Source organism: Pseudarthrobacter sp. HLT1-3 (assembly GCF_059383535.1).
In genome coordinates, this window is the sequence record NZ_JBWZCJ010000039.1 from 1 (window position 1) to 18,776 (window position 18,776).

Annotated in this window: 14 protein-coding genes and 1 pseudogene; 7 read left to right on the forward strand and 8 right to left on the reverse strand. The window is 65.0% G+C overall.

Going from position 1 to position 18,776, the window contains the following annotated elements; genetic code table 11:
* Positions 1 to 101: 101 nt before the first annotated feature.
* Positions 102 to 2,429: a gluconokinase, GntK/IdnK-type gene (locus tag AC50X9_RS20215; RefSeq protein ID WP_494896659.1), complete on the forward strand. Its 2,328-nt coding sequence runs from the start codon at positions 102 to 104 to the stop codon at positions 2,427 to 2,429.
* 370 nt (positions 2,430 to 2,799) lie between these two features.
* Here AC50X9_RS20215 and AC50X9_RS20220 read toward each other — a convergent pair whose 3' ends face one another.
* From AC50X9_RS20220 to AC50X9_RS20230, 3 genes are all read right to left on the reverse strand, one after another.
* A complete protein-coding gene (locus AC50X9_RS20220; RefSeq protein WP_494896664.1) occupies positions 2,800 to 4,161 on the reverse strand; it encodes an MFS transporter in 1,362 nt (453 codons plus the stop codon).
* A gap of 451 nt (positions 4,162 to 4,612) precedes the next feature.
* Positions 4,613 to 5,812: an acyl-CoA dehydrogenase family protein gene (locus AC50X9_RS20225; RefSeq protein ID WP_494896666.1), complete on the reverse strand. Its 1,200-nt coding sequence runs from the start codon at positions 5,810 to 5,812 to the stop codon at positions 4,613 to 4,615.
* The gene (locus AC50X9_RS20230) at positions 5,812 to 7,062 is read right to left on the reverse strand and encodes a CaiB/BaiF CoA transferase family protein (RefSeq protein ID WP_494896668.1); all 1,251 of its coding nucleotides are present in this window, start codon (positions 7,060 to 7,062) and stop codon (positions 5,812 to 5,814) included. The genes AC50X9_RS20225 and AC50X9_RS20230 overlap by 1 nt, the downstream gene beginning before the upstream one ends.
* Positions 7,063 to 7,172: 110 nt before the next feature.
* Here AC50X9_RS20230 and AC50X9_RS20235 point away from each other — a divergent pair, with 110 nt between their 5' ends.
* The gene (locus AC50X9_RS20235; RefSeq protein ID WP_494896670.1) at positions 7,173 to 8,069 is read left to right on the forward strand and encodes a LysR family transcriptional regulator; all 897 of its coding nucleotides are present in this window, start codon (positions 7,173 to 7,175) and stop codon (positions 8,067 to 8,069) included.
* Between the two features lie 16 nt (positions 8,070 to 8,085).
* On the opposite strand, the gene AC50X9_RS20240 is transcribed toward AC50X9_RS20235, so the two are convergent.
* The 3 genes and pseudogenes from AC50X9_RS20240 to AC50X9_RS20250 form a co-directional block, all read right to left on the reverse strand.
* Positions 8,086 to 9,933, reverse strand: coding sequence for a sigma-54-dependent Fis family transcriptional regulator (locus tag AC50X9_RS20240; RefSeq protein ID WP_494896672.1), 1,848 nt, complete (start codon positions 9,931 to 9,933; stop codon positions 8,086 to 8,088).
* Positions 9,934 to 9,939: 6 nt separating this feature from the next.
* Positions 9,940 to 10,629, reverse strand: coding sequence for a zinc-binding dehydrogenase (locus tag AC50X9_RS20245; RefSeq protein ID WP_494896674.1), 690 nt, complete (start codon positions 10,627 to 10,629; stop codon positions 9,940 to 9,942).
* A 28-nt stretch (positions 10,630 to 10,657) separates the two neighbouring features.
* Positions 10,658 to 11,017 (reverse strand): annotated as a pseudogene (locus tag AC50X9_RS20250) (alcohol dehydrogenase catalytic domain-containing protein); the annotation flags it as partial.
* 260 nt (positions 11,018 to 11,277) lie between these two features.
* Between AC50X9_RS20250 and AC50X9_RS20255 the strand changes: the two are divergent.
* From AC50X9_RS20255 to AC50X9_RS20265, 3 genes are all read left to right on the forward strand, one after another.
* On the forward strand, positions 11,278 to 12,033 hold the full coding sequence (locus tag AC50X9_RS20255) for an SDR family NAD(P)-dependent oxidoreductase (RefSeq protein ID WP_494896676.1): 756 nt from the start codon (positions 11,278 to 11,280) through the stop codon (positions 12,031 to 12,033).
* A gap of 169 nt (positions 12,034 to 12,202) precedes the next feature.
* Entirely contained in the window at positions 12,203 to 13,129 is a 927-nt protein-coding gene (locus tag AC50X9_RS20260; protein WP_494896678.1) for an alpha/beta hydrolase, read from the forward strand.
* A gap of 49 nt (positions 13,130 to 13,178) precedes the next feature.
* Positions 13,179 to 14,822, forward strand: coding sequence for a flavin-containing monooxygenase (locus tag AC50X9_RS20265; protein ID WP_494896680.1), 1,644 nt, complete (start codon positions 13,179 to 13,181; stop codon positions 14,820 to 14,822).
* 422 nt (positions 14,823 to 15,244) lie between these two features.
* Here AC50X9_RS20265 and AC50X9_RS20270 read toward each other — a convergent pair whose 3' ends face one another.
* Together AC50X9_RS20270 and AC50X9_RS20275 are read right to left on the reverse strand one after the other, a co-directional pair.
* Positions 15,245 to 16,123, reverse strand: coding sequence for a 3-hydroxyacyl-CoA dehydrogenase family protein (locus AC50X9_RS20270; protein WP_494896682.1), 879 nt, complete (start codon positions 16,121 to 16,123; stop codon positions 15,245 to 15,247).
* Positions 16,120 to 16,881, reverse strand: coding sequence for an enoyl-CoA hydratase/isomerase family protein (locus AC50X9_RS20275; protein WP_494896686.1), 762 nt, complete (start codon positions 16,879 to 16,881; stop codon positions 16,120 to 16,122). The genes AC50X9_RS20270 and AC50X9_RS20275 overlap by 4 nt, the downstream gene beginning before the upstream one ends.
* A gap of 225 nt (positions 16,882 to 17,106) precedes the next feature.
* Between AC50X9_RS20275 and AC50X9_RS20280 the strand changes: the two genes are divergently transcribed.
* Together AC50X9_RS20280 and AC50X9_RS20285 are read left to right on the forward strand one after the other, a co-directional pair.
* Positions 17,107 to 18,483 (forward strand): NAD-dependent succinate-semialdehyde dehydrogenase, encoded by a 1,377-nt coding sequence (locus tag AC50X9_RS20280; protein WP_494896690.1) that lies wholly within the window; start codon positions 17,107 to 17,109, stop codon positions 18,481 to 18,483.
* 64 nt (positions 18,484 to 18,547) lie between these two features.
* Positions 18,548 to 18,776 (forward strand): thiolase family protein (locus tag AC50X9_RS20285; RefSeq protein WP_494896692.1); only part of this gene is annotated, 229 nt, incomplete at its 3' end.

Genomic DNA, 18,776 nt, shown 5'->3' on the forward strand with positions numbered 1-18,776 from the left:
ATCGGCGTCGAGTTCAACGAGGAAGCCGCCGCTGCCTACCCCTACCAGCAGGCCTACCTGCCCTACAACCGCCTCGTCGACGGAACGGTCCACGACTGGTGATGCAGACTACACCCGCCCCCGCCTCCGCCCGCCGCCACGTCGTCGTGATGGGAGTCTCCGGTTGCGGCAAGACCACCATCGGCGACCTCGTGGCACGCGAACTGGGCGTGCCTTTCCTCGACGGCGATTCCCTCCACCCGGTGGAAAACGTCGCGAAAATGGCTGCCGGTACGCCGCTGACCGACGAGGACCGCTGGCCCTGGCTCGCCACCGTGGGAAGCACGCTCGGCAACGCAGGCAACGGCGGGCTGGTCCTGGCCTGTTCCGCGCTCAAGCGCTGCTACCGGGACGCGATCCGCGCGCTGGCTCCGGACACCGTATTCCTGCACCTGCACGGCAGCAAAGAGGTCCTCGGATCCCGGCTCGAAGGCCGTTCCGGCCACTTCATGCCTGCAACGCTGCTGGATTCACAGCTCGCAACCCTGCAACCGCTGGACGCCGACGAAGCCGGGATCGTGGTGGACATCGCCGCCCCGGTCAACCAGGTAGTGACTGACGCCCTGGCCGCCATCGCCGGCTCCGCCGCTGCAGGAAACGCGGCCCCGGCCGTCAACGCCGACGGTGCCGAGGGCACCCGGTCCCGGCCGTTCGACGTCGACCTGCGCGCCGCGCCGTTCAATCTCGACGACGACGCCGTCGCCTGGGTGGATTCAACCATCGCCGGGATGAGCCTTGAGGAAAAGATCGGGCAGCTGTTCATCAACCACAACAATGACTACGCTCCGGAGTACCTCGACGGAGTCCTGGAGAACTATCATGTCGGCGGCATGCGCTACCGCCCCGGCCCCTCCGCCGCGGTACAGGAACACATCCGCTACGCGCAGTCCAAGACCCGGATCCCGCTCCTGGTGGCATCCAACCCGGAAATGGGCGGAGCCGGAAGCTGCGACGACGGCACCTTTGTCTCGACACACCTGCAGGCCGGCTCGCATCCGGACAAGGCCATCGCCCGGCAAATGGGTCAGGTGGCCGGCGTCGAAACCGCGGCGCTGGGCTGCAACTGGGCCTTCGCGCCGATCGTGGACATCCACTACAACTGGCGGAACACGGTCATCTCCACCCGGGCCTTCGGTAACACGCCGGAGATCGTGGTGGAACGCGCCAAGGAGTACTTCGACGGCATCAGCGAGTCCGCCACCGTCTGCGCCATGAAACACTTCCCCGGCGACGGCATGGACGAACGCGACCAGCACGTCGTCACGTCCTACAACACGCTCGGATATGAGGAGTGGAACCGGACGTACGGGCACGTGTACCGCGAGATGATCGGGCACGGCGTTCAGTCCATCATGATCGGACACATTGGAGCGCCGGAACTTTCCCGGCACTTCCGGCCCGGTCTGGCGGACCGGGACATCCTACCCGCGACCCTGGCGAAGGAACTGCTCCAGGACCTGCTCCGCGGCGAGCTCGGCTTCAACGGGCTGATCCTGACGGACGCGTCGCAGATGATTGGCCTCACGCAGGCGATGAAGCGCAAGGACCTGGTTCCGGCCACCATCGCCGCCGGCTGCGACATGTTCCTGTTCTTCCGCAACCCCGCGGAGGACTTCCAGTACATGCTGGATGGCTACAGGTCAGGCGCTATATCCGAGCAGCGGCTGCATGACGCGCTGCGCCGGATCCTGGCGCTGAAGGCGAGCCTGGGGCTGCACCGCAAACCGGCCGAGGAGCTTGTCCCGCCGGCCGAGGCGCTGCAGCTGATCGGAAGCGAGGCCCACCGGGCCGTGGCGGCGTCGATCGCGGACAAGACCGTCACCCTGATCAAGGACACTGCCAGCAACCTGCCCATCACCCCGGAGACGCACCGCCGGATCCGCCTGTATGGCATCTCCGGCGGTTCGGACTTTACCCGCCAGGATCCGCTGGCCTACCTCGACACCGTCAAGGCCGAACTGGAAAGCGCCGGGTTCGACGTGCACCTGTTCAAAACGGCGGACCAGCGGGAGGCGGCAGGGGAGACCGGAGTGAATTTCATGTCGATCATCTCCGAGGAAGCCACCGGCGACTATGCGGACAAGTACGACGCCGCTTTCGTGTTCGCCAACGTGAAGGGCTTCGCCCAGGAAGCGGCCATTCGGATCAAGTGGTCCACCCCGATGGCCGCGGAAATTCCCTGGTACGTCACCGAGGTACCTACTGTCTTTGTCTCGCTCAACCAGCCCAACCATCTGATTGATGTGCCGATGGTGAAGACCGCTATCCACGCCCACGCCGGAAGCCGGGAGGCCATCCGGGCAACCATCGAAAAGATCATGGGCATGTCGGAGTTCCAGGGCACGTTCAACGAGAACGTCTTCTGTAATTCCTTCGATACCCGGCTCTAAGCCGGGCATTCGCTGAGGTCGGCTCAGCAAATTACCGGGCGCCACGCGTTCCCTTTGCCGTCAGCCTGTCATGGGACAGATTGTCTTAGCGACAGGCTGGCGGGCTGGGCGTGATGGCGTCATGACGAAGCGGCAGAGCGCCGCAACGCTATCTGCTCGGCCCCATCTACTACCGCTTCTTCCTCAGCGGCGCCCCCCTGGACAACGGTTTCGGCGAACGACTCGTTGCCACCCTGCTTCCCGCTTTCACGCCCTAAACCGGGGGCCGGCCCGGCTTTCCCGGGTTGGTGAAGGGTGGTGAATCGCCCGCACCCCTCTCACGAGGGCTGCGGGCGATTGCATCACGTCACCAGATTCGGCCGGGACCTGCTCACCTCAGGCTGGCGGCAGGGAGTCTTTCAGCTTCCGTCTCGGCCTTCACGACTGCGACCCGCGGCCCGCCGAGCAATTCCGTTGGAATCTTCGAGGTTTCGGGCATCCCGATCACCGCAACTGCGGCAATTCCGGCGGCAGCCGCGCCAAAGACCGCCACCGGGACCCAGCCCATCGGACCGGGGCCGAGGAGCATCGCAGCAACCATCGGAGCGAAACCGGCGACGAGGTTGCCCAGCTGGTTGCTGACGGCCATGCCGGTAAACCGGACCGGTGCCGGGAACTGCTCGGCGAAGAACGATGTCCACACACCGTTGTAGCAGCTGAAGAACAGGCTCATGTTCACGAAGGCGAAGACCGCGATCAACAGGACATCCATCACCGAGATCGCCCAAAGGTACCCGAAGAGCGTAAGCGCGCAGCCGACAGCGGAGATCAGCATCGTGGGCTTCCGGCCGATGACGCCCGAGAGGTAGCCCGCAGCGGGGATGGTGAAGATGGACAACGCTATGGCGCCGGAGATGATGGCAAGCATTAAACTGCGGTCCACTCCGACCGACGTCGCGTACGACAGGCTGAACACAGCGAACAGCGTTTGCATCGCTGCCAGGAGCGAGGCTCCGGCGACCCGGATCACGTCCCGCCAGTGGTACTGGAACACGTCGCTCAGCGGCAGCTTGCGGACGGCGCTTTCTTCCTTCGCCTCGGCGAACACCGGGGTTTCGTCTAGGTGGCTTCGAACGTAGTAGGTGATGACGACGACGATGGCGCTGAGCCAGAAGGGGATCCTCCAACCCCAGCTATAGAGCTGTTCGGCGGGCAGGAGCGCAACCGGCAGGAACACGATGGTCGCCAGTGAGCAGCCGACGGCATAGCCGACCATCACAAAACTCGTGAAGAATCCCCGGCGCCCGACCGGGGTATGTTCAACGGTCAGTGTCGAGGCCCCGGCCGATTCGGCCCCCGCGGAGAATCCCTGCACGATGCGCAGGACCACCAGCAGAGCCGGGGCCAGCAGGCCCACCTGGTCGAAAGTCGGCAGACACCCGATGGCGAAGGACGCGATGCCCATCATGATGACCGTGGCGAGCATGACGCGTTTGCGGCCGAGGCGGTCGCCGAAGTGTCCCATCACCACCGCGCCGACAGGCCGTGCCACGTAGCCCACCGCGAACGTGGCGAACGATGCGATCAGCGCCACGGTGGGGTCGCCGGAGGGAAAGAACAGCACGTTGAAAACGAGGGCCGCTGCGGCGCCATACACGAAGAAGTCGTAGTACTCGAGTGCGCTGCCGAGAAGCGCGGCGATCGCCGCGCGACGGGGGGTCATCGCGGGCCGCGACGATATGGTGCTTGTCATTTGTTTCTCCTTTGAAACAGAGCTGTGGGGTGGGCCATCGATCTAACGGGGAAGTGATGGTCACGGTGTCGGCACGCGTGGCTGGATGCCAAGGGGGAGCCATTGGATGTTGCCCGTCCGGGAATCCGACCCGGGTTGGTTGAATCGCGGCCGCCTTAGAGTGGCGGCGGCCGGATGCCTACTTCCAGCGTAGGGGTGTGATCTAGGCCACAGGTGTTCCGATCTGGAACACTCGACGCGGCCAGCTGCGAGGCGCATACCGCCGATTGTCCGAGCAGCGCGGGGTCACATATCGCCCATGTCGGACCTGCCGATGGGCCTGATCTGACCCAGCGTTGTTCCTCAAGACAAAAGCACGGCCACCCCGGGGGGGTGACCGTGCTTGTTTGTCCGACAGGTCCCGCGCTGGGAACGTCTATCGAAGGTGGTCCGGACCGTGCAGGTACCGGGGTCAGGAGAAGGCGGAAATGCCGGTGATCTCCCGTCCCAGGATCAGGGACTGTATGGAATCGGTACCTTCGTAGGTGTGGACCACTTCCATGTCGGTCAGGTGGCGGGCCACGTGGTGTTCGAGCAGGATTCCGTTGCCGCCGAACATGTCCCGGGCGTCCCGGCACAGCGTCCGTGCTTTGTCGCCGGTGAACATCTTGGCCAGTGAAGCCTGTTCGTTGCTGAGCTGGCCCTTGTCCTGCAGCGCTGCGGTGCGGAAGCAGAACAATTGCATCGCGGTGAGGTCGGCGAGCATGTTGGCGAGTTTGTTCTGCACGAGCTGGTAGCTGGCAATCGGGCGGCCGAACTGGACGCGCTCCCGGGCGTACTTGACCGCCAGTTCGTAGGCGGCGGTGGCATGGCCGAGTGATTCCCACGCCACCGTGCTGCGGGTGGTGTTGAGCACGGCGCCGACGTCGCGGAAGGACGTTGACTTGGCCAGCATGTTTTCCGCGGGGATCCGCAGGCCGTCGATCTCGATCTGGGCCTGCTGGATGGCCCGCTTGGCCATCTTTCCCGTGATGGCTTCGGCCTGGTACCCGGCCGGGTAATTGCCGTCGTCGTTCTTCTCCAGGACGAATGCCTTCACCTTCTGGTCCGCGGTGTCACGCGCCCAGATGATGACGAGGTCAGCCACATGGCCCAGCCCGATCCAGCGTTTGGATCCGTTGATGACGTAGTGGTCGCCGTCCCGGTGTGCGGAAGTTTCCAGGGCCACCGAGTCCGAGCCGTGGTCCGGTTCGGTCAGCGCGAACGCGCCCAGCTTTTCCAGTCTGGCCATCGCCGGCAGCCAGCGCTGCTTCTGTTCGTCGCTGCCGAGCAGGTTGATGCTGCCCATGGCCAGACCGGAATGGACGGCGTTAAAGGTGTTGATGCTGCCGTCGCCGCGGGAGAGTTCCATCGCGACCAGGCCGGTCTGCAGCCGGGTCAGGCCCGGGCAGCCGTAGCCCTGGATCGCCGTGCCGATGATCCCCAGGTCGGCGAACTTTGGTACCAGCTGGTAGGGGAAGTCCGCTTTCTCCCAGTATTCATTGATGATCGGGGTGACGTCCTGTTCGACGAACGAGCGCACCCGCGCAATCAGCGCGCGGTCGGCGTCGTTGAGGTAGTCGTCCAGTACGTAGAAGTCGGAATTGACGGAGAGGTCCGTTTCGGTGGTCATCAGTGCGCCTCGCGGTGTGATGGTGTGGAGTTGCCGGCAACGGCGCCGGCCAGAACGTGTTCGTCCGCACCCAGCCAGGCGCGCACCAGATCGCCGCCGTTGTCCAGATCGGGTGGGGTGAGGTCGTAGCTCACGGGGGTCTTGGACAGCCGGATGGGGTTGCGCACGCCGGGCTGTGCGCCCACGCCGTGGCCTACCGTCACAACGGGCTCCAGGCCGATCCGCTCGGCGAATTCGATCCCGGACTTGAGGTCCTGGATCGGCGCGCACGGAAGCTTGGCTTCGGTAAGGATGTCGAACCACTCGGAAGCAGTCCGGGTCGAGAGGCACTCCAGCAGCAAGGGGCGGAGCTCGGTGCGGTTGGCGCTGCGCAGTGCCGCCCTCTCGAAACGGGGGTCCGTGGCCAGGTCCGGCCGGCCGAGAGTTGCGCAGAAGGTCCGGTACTGGGAGTCGTTGCCAATCGCGATGACCAGCTTCCCGTCGCCGGTCTCGAAAGGCTCGTAGGGATAGATACTCGGGTGCTCGTTACCCAGCCGGGCCGGAACGGTCCCGCCCAGCACAACCGCTGCGGTCTGGTTCACCATTCCGGAGAGCGCGGAGGACATCAGGTTCATCTCCACCAGCTGGCCTTCGCCGATGCGTTCCCGGTGCCGCAGTGCGGCCAGGATGCCGATGCAGGCATGAAGGCCGGTGATGACGTCGAACACGGCAATGCCGGACCGGAAAGGACCGGTATCCGGCGCGCCGGTGAGGTCCATCAGCCCGGACAGGGCCTGGATCAGGAGGTCGTAGCCGGGGAGCTGGGCGCCGCCGGTGGTTCCGAAACCGGTGATCGATGCGTAGACAACGTCCGGGTTGGTGGCCGAGACGGTGTCGTAATCCAGGCCATAGCGCACGAGGTCGCCCGGCTTGAAGTTTTCGACCACGACATCTGCCCGTTCCGCGATGCGCTGGGCCGTCCTGCGGTCGTCCGGATCGCGAAGATCGAGCTTGATCGAGGTCTTGTTGCGGTTGATCGACAGGAAGTAGGTTGAGTCATCGCCGCGCGTGGGCGGGCGCCAGGCCCGGGTCTCGTCACCGGCCGGGCTTTCGATCTTGATTACAGTCGCCCCGAGATCGGCCAGCAGCATGGTGCAGTACGGACCGGCCAGCACCCGGCCGAAGTCGGCGATAACGATGCCGCTGAGCGGGCCATCTGAACTGCGGCCAAATACCGACGAATCAGAAGTGGCGGAGTTGTGCCTGTCCATCTTGGGCTCCTTGCATAGTGTTCCTCTGCATCAACGATGACGGAGGGGATTGCTATCCGTCCAATACTTATTGATCGCCGTTTTGATGCAACAGGTGCATAATTACTGGAATGGAAATCCAACAGATCCGCGCCTTCCTCGCTGTGGCGGAGGAGCTGCACTTCGGCCGCGCCGCTGAAAAGCTGCACATGGCGCAGCCTCCGGTCAGCCGCAGCATCCAGCAGCTGGAACGCGAGCTGGGAACCCGGCTGTTCGACCGCAGCACCCGCAGCGTCAAGCTGACGGGCGCGGGCGAAGCGTTCATCGGCCCGGCGACGGAGATCATCGATGCCACCCGCCGGGCGAGCATCGCGGTCCATGCCGCGGACAAGGGGGAGGTCGGGCGTGTCAGGGTGGCCTATGCGGGCGCCTCCACCCACACCTTGGTCGGCCGCCTGGCCCGGGAGGTCCGGCGCGACCACCCGGGAATCCAGATCGAGCTCTTTAGCCAGAATTTTGCACAGCCTGCCATGGACCGCGTCCTGAGCGGGGACGTGGACATCGCCTTGGGGCGCTGGGACTACATTGCTGCCGGCATTGAAACGCGGCTGTTGGCGGCGGAGGACCTCGTCGTGGCCGTGCCGGCCAGCCACCGCCTGGCCGAGGCCGGCGAGGCCCGCATGGCTGACTTCCGGGGCGACACCTTTGTCTCGCTGCCGCCCCACGCGGGGGCGGTGTTGAACGACCGGCTTCGCCGGCTGACGCACGCCGCGGGCTTCGAACTCGACATCGTCCAGATCGTCCCGGACTCGTTGACGGCTGTCTCGCTGGTGGCCGCAGAGGTGGGCTGCACGCTCACGCTTTCCTCGGTGGCAGAAACGGTCACCGATCCCCATGTGCGTTTCCTGAGGCTGGTGGACACGACAATCCCGGTGGAGCTGCGCATGGCCTGGCGCCGGGACCATTCCAGCCCCGCTTTGCGGGCGGTCCTGGAGCTGGCTGAGCGGGTCCTGCCCCGCGCCGGCTGACCGGCGGGCTGAAAAGTCAGGGCGCCATGAACTCGGGTGTTTCGATCCCGAGGGCCCGGAGTTTCCGGTAGAGCGTTGTCCTGCCCATGCCCAGGGATTCCGCCGCGACTGAACGGTTCCCCCCGCTTTGTTCGAGGGCGGCTACGATCGCGTCGCGCTCCAGTGATTCGAGTTTGGACAGTTGCCGCCTGCCCGTGGTCCTGAGATGTTCCGGGAGGTCATTGGCCTGCAGCACGCGTCCGGGATGGGCCCGCCCGAGTGACTCGAGCGTGGCGCGCAGTTCGGCGACATTTCCTGGCCAGCGCCAGCGCATGAGTCCCTGCAGTGCCACCGCCGAGAGCGTGGATCTCTCCGCGGGCGCGGCCGCATCCAGAAAAAGTGCCGCCAGCAAGGGGATGCGTTCCTTGGTCTCGGACAGCGAAGGCACAGTCACCCGCGCGGCGATCTGGGACACCGCGTCGGCGACGAAGTCGGGGCAGGCCTCCGGATTCATGGTGAGGACCAGCCGGGCAGTTGACCGCGTGCCCGCGTCGTGGTTCTGTGTTGTGCCTTTCGGCGGGTCGCCGGCCGGCTGCTGGCGCACCGCCGCGTCCAGGGCCTTGAGTCTGTTCAGTTCGCTTCGGGGAAGGTCCTCAAGGTGCCGCAGGACAACGCTTCGACCTTCTGCGATGGCCTCGCGGGAAGCGGTGAACCATGAGGCATCCCTGTCGCCGGGAAGCAGGCAGGCGTCGAGGATCAGCGGATTAGGACCGGAGTCCTGCCCGTTGAGCCAGGCGAGCGTGTGGTGGAGCTTGCCCGAGCCGCCCTGTCCATATACGGCGATCGTCCCCGGTCCCTGACCTGCCCGGTCAAAAGCACTCCGCATGAAGTGCGGAAACATTGCCCCCACGCCCGGTGAATCGCTGTCGGGCGCCCCGGCCTCGGCCTTCGGCGGAACGCCTGGGGCATCCGGAATTCGGGAGAGCTCCAGGGCGAAGGCAGAGCTCCCGCCGGAATCGTCGAGCCGCTGGACCGTGGCATCCACGTTGAGGGACGGGATTTGGATGGTTTGTTTGGCGTCGGTCCATTCAAGAGCACGGAGTTGTTCCCACAGGGTGGTGTGCAGTTCGCTGCTCATGACGGCCAGCCCGGAGACGTTGGTCATCACAGCCTGGGCGTCCAGCATGATCACGGGGGCCTTCGAGGAGCTCAGCCGCAGTTTCGACATCCCGAGGGCAAGCCCCGTGGCGCTGCCGAGGTCGAGCAACCGACGTTCAATCTGACTGCTGGCTTCCCGGGACATGGCCAGCATGAGCGGGTTGTCCAGGCCGGTGTCGCACGCGAAGGAAATGGATCCGATTACCCGGCGGGTGACGGGATGCATGATCGGCGCCCCGGCGCAGGCCAGGGATGCGAGTGCCTCGTTGAAATGCTCGGCTCCCCGGACAAACACTGCCTGGCGTCCTTCGAGGGGGGTGCCCAGCCCGTTTGTGCCGACGGCACGCTCCGAAAAACTGAATCCCTCCGCCGCGTTGGACTCGTCGAACCGTCTGCCGTGCGCCCGGTCCCCGAGCCTGCGGGCGATAATCTGCCCGGACTGGTCGCTGAGGAACAGGGAGATGCCCATCCCGTTGAGGCTTTCCAGCCAGTGGTCCATCACGCTCTTGGCCGCCCGGATCAGGATTCCGTCGGGATCGAAATCGTTGACGAACAGGAACGCCTCGGGCCGTGCCGAGGCCTCCACCCCAATGGAGCGGCGCCAGCTGTGTTCGATATCGGGGGAGACGATTTCCGCCAGCTGTGCCCCATCCCGGAGGCCCCGGCGGATGAGGTGTTCCCGGGCAGCACGAAGTGCGTCGTCGGGAACGTTACGCGGGTTTTGCATGGCTGGTCAGCCCTGGGCACCGTCTGCCGCGCGCAGCACCACACGTCCGGGGACGCCGCCCTGCGTGAGCTTGTCCAGGTTCTCGCCCACAGATCCGGCGGAGAGCTCGGCGTCGATGATCGGAATGTGCGGAATCGCATCCTGCTTGGCCAAGGCGACGAGCTGGTTCAGCTCCTCGGGGTTACCCACAAAGCTGCCTCGGATCGTGAGCATCTTGAGGGCCATGAGTGCGGTCGGGACCGTCAGTTCGCCGCCGAAGAGCCCGACCTGAACCAGTTGGCCACCCTTGCGCAGGGAGTCGAAGGCTACGGGAGCCGTCTGGCTGTTGTTCACGAAGTCGATAACGGCTGCTACCGGGCCTCCGTTTGCTGCGATGATCCCTGCGCTGAGGCCCTGATCGGTGGATTGAACGGTTGTCGTGGCACCGACCTCGCGGGCCAGTTGGAGATTCCGCTCGGAAATGTCGACGGCGCAAATGGCCTTGTGCCCCAGCGCGCTGAGGGTAGCGATGGCGGTGAGCCCGACCCCGCCGGCGCCGATCACGACAACGGGTTCGTCAGGTCCCAGCGGAAGGACCTTGTTCACGGCGCTGAAGGCGGTCAGCCCTGAGCAGGCCAGCGTGGCCGCCCAGCTGAGGTCCAGTCCCTCGATGTCCACCAGGTACTTTTCGTCCCGGAGCAAGGATCTGCTCGGCATAGCCGCCGTGCTCCGAAACTCCGAGGTTGCGCCCGTTGGCGCAGACGTTGTCACGGCCGGCGAGGCAGTCCCGGCACGTGCCGCAGCCGATCCACGGATAGACCAGCCGGATGTCGCCGGGTTTGGTCCCGTGCACATGGTCCCCGATCTTCTCGACGACGCCGACCACTTCGTGCCCCATGACCAGCGGGTAGGTGACACCCCGGTCCACGAGCTTCAAAGCCCCGCGGCTGCCCAGGTCGTACGAACCCTCGCGTAGATGGGTGTCCGTGTGGCACACGCCCGAACGGATGACCCGAAGGAGGACTTCGGTTCCTGTCGGCACCGGGTCCGGCAGTTCGATGTCCTGAATTTCGGGGCTGTCTTGGAAAACGGCAAAAGCGTGCATGGTGACCTCGCATCGTTGCGCATTGTATTCATTCAAGAATGACACCGGTTCTGGGAGGAATCCAATACTAAATCACAGCGTCGTTTATGCGCTGTGGGCAACAATCGCAGCCTCTCACCAGAAATGCCGACGCCGATGAACTGTTCCAGATCGGCACACCATCCCGAGATCCACGTCACATGACAATTGACTACCCCGCTTGAAGGGTCGCCGCCCCGGAAGAACCGGAGCTGCGTTGTCGCATTCAAAGGAGAATGACCATGGCAGGACGCATGTCAGGAAAAGTCGCACTCATCACCGGAGCAGCCCAGGGCATGGGCCGGTCGCACGCCCTGCTCCTCGCCGCAGAAGGGGCCAAGGTCGTCATCACGGACGTCAGGGAGGCCTCCGGGAAGGAAGTGGCTGAGGAGATCCGCGACGCCGGGGGTTCCGCGCACTTCATCACGCATGATGTCACCCGGTCGGACGACTGGCGGCGAGTGCTGGAAGAAACCGTCAACGAATTCGGCCGGCTGGACGTCCTCGTCAACAATGCCGGCATCCTCATCCTCAAACCCCTCGACGAGACAGACGAGGAGGAATGGGACCGCACCCTGGATATCAACGCCAAGGGAACCTTCCTGGGCTGCAAGCTGGCCGCAACTGCGCTTAAGGCAGCCGGTGGCGGCTCCATTGTGAACATTTCCTCGATCTACGGGCTCATTGGAGCACCCAGCGCCGCCGCCTACCAGGCTTCCAAGGGCGCAGTGCGCCTGCTCTCCAAGGCGGCGGCCGTCGATCTTGCCAAGTTCGGCATCCGGGTCAACTCCGTGCACCCGGGCGTGATTGACACCGAAATGACCAAGGAGCTGATGGCCACGCCTGAAGGCACGAAGGCTGTGCTCGGAACAACCATCCTCGGCCGGCCGGGACGGCCGGAGGAAGTATCCCAGGCGGTCCTCTTCCTGGCCTCGGACGAATCGTCCTTCGTCACCGGAGCCGAGCTCGTCGTCGACGGCGGCTACACCACGCAGTAACTCCCCGGTTGGTCCAGTGCCGGTTCAGTGTTTCAAAGTGGAACACTGAGCCGGCACAAATGTGACCCACGCTATATATAGACGCTCTCAGCAGCGGCAAGGCACCAAGATTCCGATCCATCCGCACCCGGGCAACGCTCGGGACGCTCTCCATACGAAGGGGTATGAGATGACAATCTCGACCGAAGCACCAGTGACTGAAACTTCCCAGGCGACCGACCCCCTCCGCGACCTGTATGCGGACTGGTCCAACATCATCGCGACGACCCCGGACCTGACGATGCGCCTGTTCCGCAGCATCTTCGACGAGTGGCACCAGCCCACCCGCGAGCCTGAAGCCGTCAGCTACAAGGAAGACGTGGTCGGCGGCGTCCCCGGCATCTGGGCCTTCCCGGAAGGTGCCGACCGCACGAAAGTACTGCTCTACACCCACGGTGGCGGCTTCGCGGTTGGTTCCGCGTCGAGCCACCGCAAGCTTGCCGGCCACGTTGCCAAGGCCCTCGGCGTCGTCACCTTTGTCCTCGATTACCGCCGCGCACCGGAGCACCCGCATCCCGCCCAGGTTGAAGACGGTGTAGCCGCCTTCAAGGCTCTCGTTGAGAGCGGCATCCACCCCAACGACATCACCACCGTTGGCGACTCCGCCGGTGGCAACCTTGCAATCGCCATTGCCCTGGCGCTCAAGGAGCAGGGGGAGCCGCAGCCCGGCCAGGTCATCGCCTTCTCACCGTGGCTTGACATGGAAAACAAGGGCGAAACGCTGATCACCAACGACGCCACGGACGCCCTGATCTCGGCACCGCTGCTTGAGGGTATGATCGCCGGCGTGCTGGGCGACTCCGTGAACCCGCAGAACCCGCTGGCCAACCCCCTCTACGCCGATTTCACCGGGTTCCCCCGCCTGTACATCACCGCGGGCTCGGTCGAATCCCTCCTGGACAACGCCACCCGCCTGAACGCACTGGCCGAAGCGGCCGGCGTCGACGTGACCCTCTCCATCGGCGAAGGCCAGCAGCACGTCTATCCGTTCCTGGCCGGCAACTCAGTGGTCGCCGACGCCGAACTCGCCCGCATCGCCGGCTGGTACAAGTACTGAGCCCCGGGCTCTGACAACACACGACCTGAAATACGAAGGAGTATTCATCATGGCTGAAAACCTCGGGCAGACTGCCCCCGCCACCTCCCCAAGTGAACTCGACGCCGTCGTCGTGGGCGCCGGCTTTGGCGGCATCTACATGCTGCACAAGCTGCGCAACGAGCAGGGGCTCAACGTCCGCGCCTTCGACCGCGCCAGCGGCATCGGCGGCACCTGGCACTGGAACCGCTACCCGGGTGCCCTGTCGGACACCGAGAGCTTCGTTTACCGCTACTCCTTCGACGACGAACTGTTGAATGAATGGAACTGGACCCACAAGTATGTGACCCAGCCGGAAATCCTCGCGTACCTCGAACACGTAGTGGACCGCTATGACCTGCGCAAGGACATCCAGCTCAACACCGGAATCACCTCCGCCCGCTTCGACGAGTCGGCCAACCGCTGGGTCATCGGCACGGACACCGGCGAGACCATCACCGCGAAGTACATCGTCAATGGCCTCGGCCTGCTCTCGGCCACCAACACCCCTGACATCCCGGGTATCGACACGTTTGAGGGCGAGATCTACCACTCGGGCGCCTGGCCCGAAGGCGTCGACCTGACCGGCAAGCGCGTGGGCGTCATGGGCACCGGCTCCACCGGCCTGCAGATCATCACCGCCATCGCACCCAAGGTCGGGCACCTCACCGTCTTCCAGCGCTCCCCGCAGTACAGCGTCCCGGTCGGCAACGTCACCGTTACACCGGAGTACGTGGCCTCCGTCAAGAAGGACTACGGCAAAATCTGGGAACAGGTCCGGGGCTCGGGCGTGGCCTTCGGGTTCGTGGAAAGCACCGTTCCGGCCATGAGCGTCTCCGAGGAGGAACGGCGTGCCGTCTTCCAGCGGGCCTGGGAAACCGGCGGCGGCTTCCGCTTTATGTTCAACACCTTCGGCGACATCGCCACAGACCGGGACGCCAACGAAGCGGCCGCATCCTTCGTCCGCGGCAAGATCGCCGAGATCGTCAAGGACCCGGAAACGGCCCGCAAGCTCACCCCGACCGACCTTTACGCCAAGCGTCCCCTGTGCGACAGCGGCTACTACGCCACGTTCAACCGGGACAACGTTGAGCTGGTGTCGGTAAAGGAGACCCCGATCGTCGAACTGACGCCCACGGGCATCCGCACGTCCGACGGCGTGGAGCACGAGCTTGACGTCCTGATCTTCGCCACGGGCTTCGACGCCGTGGACGGCAACTACACGCGGATGGACATCCGCGGCCGCGGTGGCGAGACCATCCAAGAGCACTGGCAGGACGGGCCCACCAGCTACCTCGGAGTCACCACCGCGGGCTTCCCGAACATGTTCATGATCCTCGGGCCCAACGGACCCTTCACCAACCTGCCGCCGAGCATCGAGGCCCAGGTCGAGTGGATCTCGCAGCTGATCGGCGACGCCGAGACCGGCCAGGTGGCCTCGGTGGAGCCGACGGCCGAGGCGGAAGAAGCCTGGACGAACACCTGCCAGGAGATCGCCGACATGACGCTCTTCCCGAAGGCCGACTCCTGGATCTTCGGTGCCAACATCCCGGGCAAGAAGAAGACGGTGATGTTCTACCTCGGCGGCCTCGGCAACTACCGGAACAAGCTCGCCGAAGTCCGCGAAGCGGGTTATGAGGGCTTCGAGCTGAAGGTCCTCGCTCCGGCGGAGTAACCAGAGCCAAGCGCCAGCGACGGCGGCTGCCACACCTTGGGGGTGTGGTGGCCGCCGTTGGGCGTTGGCGGCATTCCCGTTTGACCGGCAACGCTGGTGGTGGGCTACGCGCTGATAGCGACCCGGCCGCAGCCCCGAGCATCTCGAAGTTGGTCAGCAGGGTCAGCCCGCAGCCCACCCGAGCCCGTCCACGTCGGCACGGCCGGCGCGAAGACATATCCTGCGCGCCGGCCACACCGTTCGACGAACCGGTGCAAGATGCGGGACATAGATGTAAGCACGATGCAGCCGGGCATACTGTCCACGCCTGGTTGAGGCGGCCAGGCGTCAGAACGTCACAGCTATCAGGGATGCGCCGTATTAACGTTCAATGGCGGCCAGCGAATATCGCTGGCCGCCATCCCTCACCTGCTTGGGGCAGTTCAGGAGTAGTCGTAAAACCCTTTGCCGGACTTGCGTCCCAGCTCGCCGCGCGCCACCATCTCGCGGAGGATCCGCGGCGGGGCGAAGCGTTCCCCGAGAGTCTCGTGCAGGTATTCGGCGATTCCGAGCCGGACATCCAGCCCCACGATGTCGGTGGTGCGCAACGGCCCGGAGGCATGCCGGTAGCCGAGCTCCATGGCGGCGTCGATGTCCTGGGCGCCGGCCACGCCCTCTTCCAACATCCGCATGGCCTCGAGGGCGATGGCGACGCCCAGACGCGAACTCGCGAAGCCCGGTGCGTCATTGACCACGATCGGGGTCTTGCCCAGCCCGCGCACCCAGCTGGTGGCGGCGTTGGCGAGCTCCGGCGCGGACTGCGGGCCCAAGACAACTTCCACCAGTGTTGACGCCGGGACCGGGTTGAAGAAGTGCAGACCACAGAGCCGCTCCGGCCTGCCGAGTGTGGCAGCCAGCTCGGTGACGGACAGCGAGGACGTGTTGGTGGCAATCCAGGCATCCGCACCGATGTTGCGCTCCACGTTGAGCAATGCGGACTGTTTGAGCTTGAAGTCCTCCGGTACGGCTTCGACAACCAGGCCGGCATTGCCGAAGTCGACGGCGTCGGTGGAGACAGCGAACCGGCCGAGGAGCGAGTCCAGGTCCTCGGTGACGGCAGTCTTCTCAATGGCCCTGGACAGCGTCGCGGTCACGCGGGCCAGGGCCGCTGCGGCGGCTGCCGCATCGCGTTCGACGATGGTCACCGCCGCCCCGGAGACCAGGAATGCGTGGGCGATGCCGGCGCCCATCCGGCCTCCGCCTAGAACGCCTACTTTCTGGGGGACGGCCGCGGTTTCCGGCGCTGAACTGGAGATGGTCATGTGGTGGCTCCTTTTTGTTGTTTTCGATCCAAGAACGCCTGCATCCGCTCAAACTTTGCCTCTGATTCGAAGAGGATGCCCTGGGCGAGTTCGTCGATGGCGGGGTGTGCGGATCGTGGGGCATGGAGGACGCTCTTGGTGAGGCGGACCGCGAGCGGGTCCTGGGCTGCTATCCGGGCCGCGAGTGCGAAGGCTGCGGGGATCAGCTGGTCCGGTTCGTGCAACTCCGTGACGAGCCGGACAGCCAGTGCCTCTGCGCCGTCGAGCACTTTGCCGGTGAGCAGTATTTCCTTGGCCAGGGGCTCACCCACGAGTTCGGCCAGGCGCCAGCCGGCGCCGGCGGCGGCGAGGATGCCCAGGCCGGTTTCGGGGTTGCCGATCTTGACCCGGGCGGTGGCGATCCGGAAGTCCGCGGCGTAGGCCAGTTCAGCGCCGCCGCCCAGGGCAAAGCCGTCCAAGGCTGCGATCACCGGCATGGGAAGTCGGGAGATCCGCTGGAACAGCCCGGAGTTGATGCCTGCCAACGCATCGTCGCGGCGGCGTTCGCGGAGTTGGGCAATGTCCGCCCCGGAGGCAAAGATGCCACCGGAGGGGAGTTCGGCGCCGGAGATGATGAGGATGCGGGGGTCCCGCTCCAAATCCGCGCACATGGCGTGCAACTCGTCCACCATCTGCTGGTCGATGGCGTTGCGGACTTCCGGCCTGCTGAGTTCGACGTGGACGGTCGCGCCGGCGTCATGGATCTTGATCGTCTTCACGTGCCCACCATGGCAGTGCGATTACTAAGAGTCCAATACCTAATGGCGCGTCAATTGTTGCGGAAATCAGATTGATGACGGCACCGTGGAGGGCGGATGTGAAGACGCCCGAATTGATTCGGAATCCTCATTGATCACGCCGGTAATAAGTATTGGACTGCATAGCCGGAAGCTGGGATCGTGATTGCTAGGAGTTAACCGTACTTTCAGAAAGAGTTCCGGATCATGAGCAACTACGCGACCATCAACCCGGCAACCGGAGAACGTGTTGCCGAGTTCCCCACGCTCACCGACGACGAAGTGCAGGACGTGCTCAAGCGCTCCTTCACGGAGTACCGCAATTGGCGCTCCACCCCGCTCGCCGAACGGGCCGCAGTGCTGACCCGCGTCGCCGAACTGCACCGCGAACGCTCCGAGGAGCTCGCCGCCCTGCTGACCCTGGAAATGGGGAAGCCGATCGCGGAGGCCCGCGGTGAAGTTGCCCTCGTGGCCTCGATCTACGCGTACTACGCGGAAAACGCCGAGCGCTTCCTGCGCGATGAAGCGTTGGAGATCAGCGGACCCGGGTCGGCCGTTGTCCGCACCGAAGCCATCGGCCCGCTTGTCGGAATCATGCCGTGGAACTTCCCCTACTACCAGGTAGCCCGTTTCGCCGCACCCAACATCGCGCTCGGCAACACCGTGATCCTCAAGCACTCACGCAACTGCCCGCAGTCGGCGCTGGCCATCGAAGCTGTCTTCCGCGACGCCGGGCTGCCGGCCGATGTCTACATCAACGCCTTTGCCACCAGCGGCCAAATCGCCACCATGATCGCCGACCCGCGGGTCCAGGGTGTGTCCCTGACCGGCTCCGAGAAGGCCGGATCCGCCGTAGGGGAAATAGCCGGACGCCACATGAAGAAGTACGTGCTGGAACTTGGCGGCTCGGACCCGTTCATCGTGCTGCCGGATGCCGATCTTGACAAGGCCGTGGCCGGCGCCGTCGCGGGCCGGATGTACAACGGCGGCCAGGCCTGCACGGCCTCCAAGCGCTTCATCATCGTCGGCGACATTTACGACGAGTTTCTTCGCCGCTACACCGAGGCCATGGCAAAGCTTGCGCCCGGCGATCCGACCGATTCGAAGACGACTTTCGGTCCGCTGTCATCCCAGGCTTCCGTCGATGAAATCGCCGAGCTGGTCCAGGATGCGGTGTCCAAGGGTGCGACTGCAGTCAGCGGTGGGGACGGCCCCCATGGAGCGGGCGCCTACTACCCGGCGACGGTCCTGACGGGTGTCACGCCGGAAATGCGGGCATACTCTGAGGAAATCTTCGGTCCGGCCGCCGTCGTCTACCGCGTGGATTCACCCGAAGCTGCGGTTGACCTGGCCAACGACTCGCCCTTCGGCCTCTCCAGCTCCATCTACAGCGCCGACGCTGACGCCGCCCGGGGGCTCGCCGACCAGCTGGAGACCGGAATGGTGTGGATCAACAGCATCAGCCGAAGCGCCCCGGACCTGCCCTTCGGTGGAGTCAAGCGTTCCGGCGTCGGGCGTGAACTGGCCCAGTATGGGATCAACGAGTTCTCCAACAAGAAGCTCATCCGGATCCCGAAAGCGTAGCCCTGACGACGGCGAGCCCGGGGCTCCGCCCTTCTCGGGGAGTCGGAAAGAAAATGAGGAAAGCATGAAGCAGGCTTTTGTTTATGACGCTGTGAGGACTCCGTTCGGGAAGTTCGGCGGGGGGCTCGCGGGCGTCCGGCCGGATGATCTGGCCGCGCACGTGATCGGTGAAGCGGTGAAGCGTGCTCCTAAGCTCGATGTGGAGCGGATCGATGAGGTGGTGTTCGGCAACGCCAACGGCGCCGGTGAGGAGAACCGCAACATCGCCCGGATGGGCACGCTGCTGGCCGGTC

Excerpts from the sequence above, each read along its gene's own strand:
- AC50X9_RS20225 (WP_494896666.1), bottom strand. The coding sequence starts at position 5,812 with ATGACCACCGAAACGGACCTCTCCGTCAATTCCGACTTCTACGTACTG.
- AC50X9_RS20260 (WP_494896678.1), top strand. The coding sequence starts at position 12,203 with ATGACAATCTCGACCGAAGCACCAGTGACTGAAACTTCCCAGGCGACC.
- AC50X9_RS20230 (WP_494896668.1), bottom strand. The coding sequence starts at position 7,062 with ATGGACAGGCACAACTCCGCCACTTCTGATTCGTCGGTATTTGGCCGC.
- AC50X9_RS20240 (WP_494896672.1), bottom strand. The coding sequence starts at position 9,933 with ATGCAAAACCCGCGTAACGTTCCCGACGACGCACTTCGTGCTGCCCGG.
- AC50X9_RS20235 (WP_494896670.1), top strand. The coding sequence starts at position 7,173 with ATGGAAATCCAACAGATCCGCGCCTTCCTCGCTGTGGCGGAGGAGCTG.
- AC50X9_RS20255 (WP_494896676.1), top strand. The coding sequence starts at position 11,278 with ATGGCAGGACGCATGTCAGGAAAAGTCGCACTCATCACCGGAGCAGCC.
- AC50X9_RS20245 (WP_494896674.1), bottom strand. The coding sequence starts at position 10,629 with ATGCCGAGCAGATCCTTGCTCCGGGACGAAAAGTACCTGGTGGACATC.
- AC50X9_RS20215 (WP_494896659.1), top strand. The coding sequence starts at position 102 with ATGCAGACTACACCCGCCCCCGCCTCCGCCCGCCGCCACGTCGTCGTG.
- AC50X9_RS20270 (WP_494896682.1), bottom strand. The coding sequence starts at position 16,123 with ATGACCATCTCCAGTTCAGCGCCGGAAACCGCGGCCGTCCCCCAGAAA.
- AC50X9_RS20265 (WP_494896680.1), top strand. The coding sequence starts at position 13,179 with ATGGCTGAAAACCTCGGGCAGACTGCCCCCGCCACCTCCCCAAGTGAA.
- AC50X9_RS20220 (WP_494896664.1), bottom strand. The coding sequence starts at position 4,161 with ATGACAAGCACCATATCGTCGCGGCCCGCGATGACCCCCCGTCGCGCG.
- AC50X9_RS20280 (WP_494896690.1), top strand. The coding sequence starts at position 17,107 with ATGAGCAACTACGCGACCATCAACCCGGCAACCGGAGAACGTGTTGCC.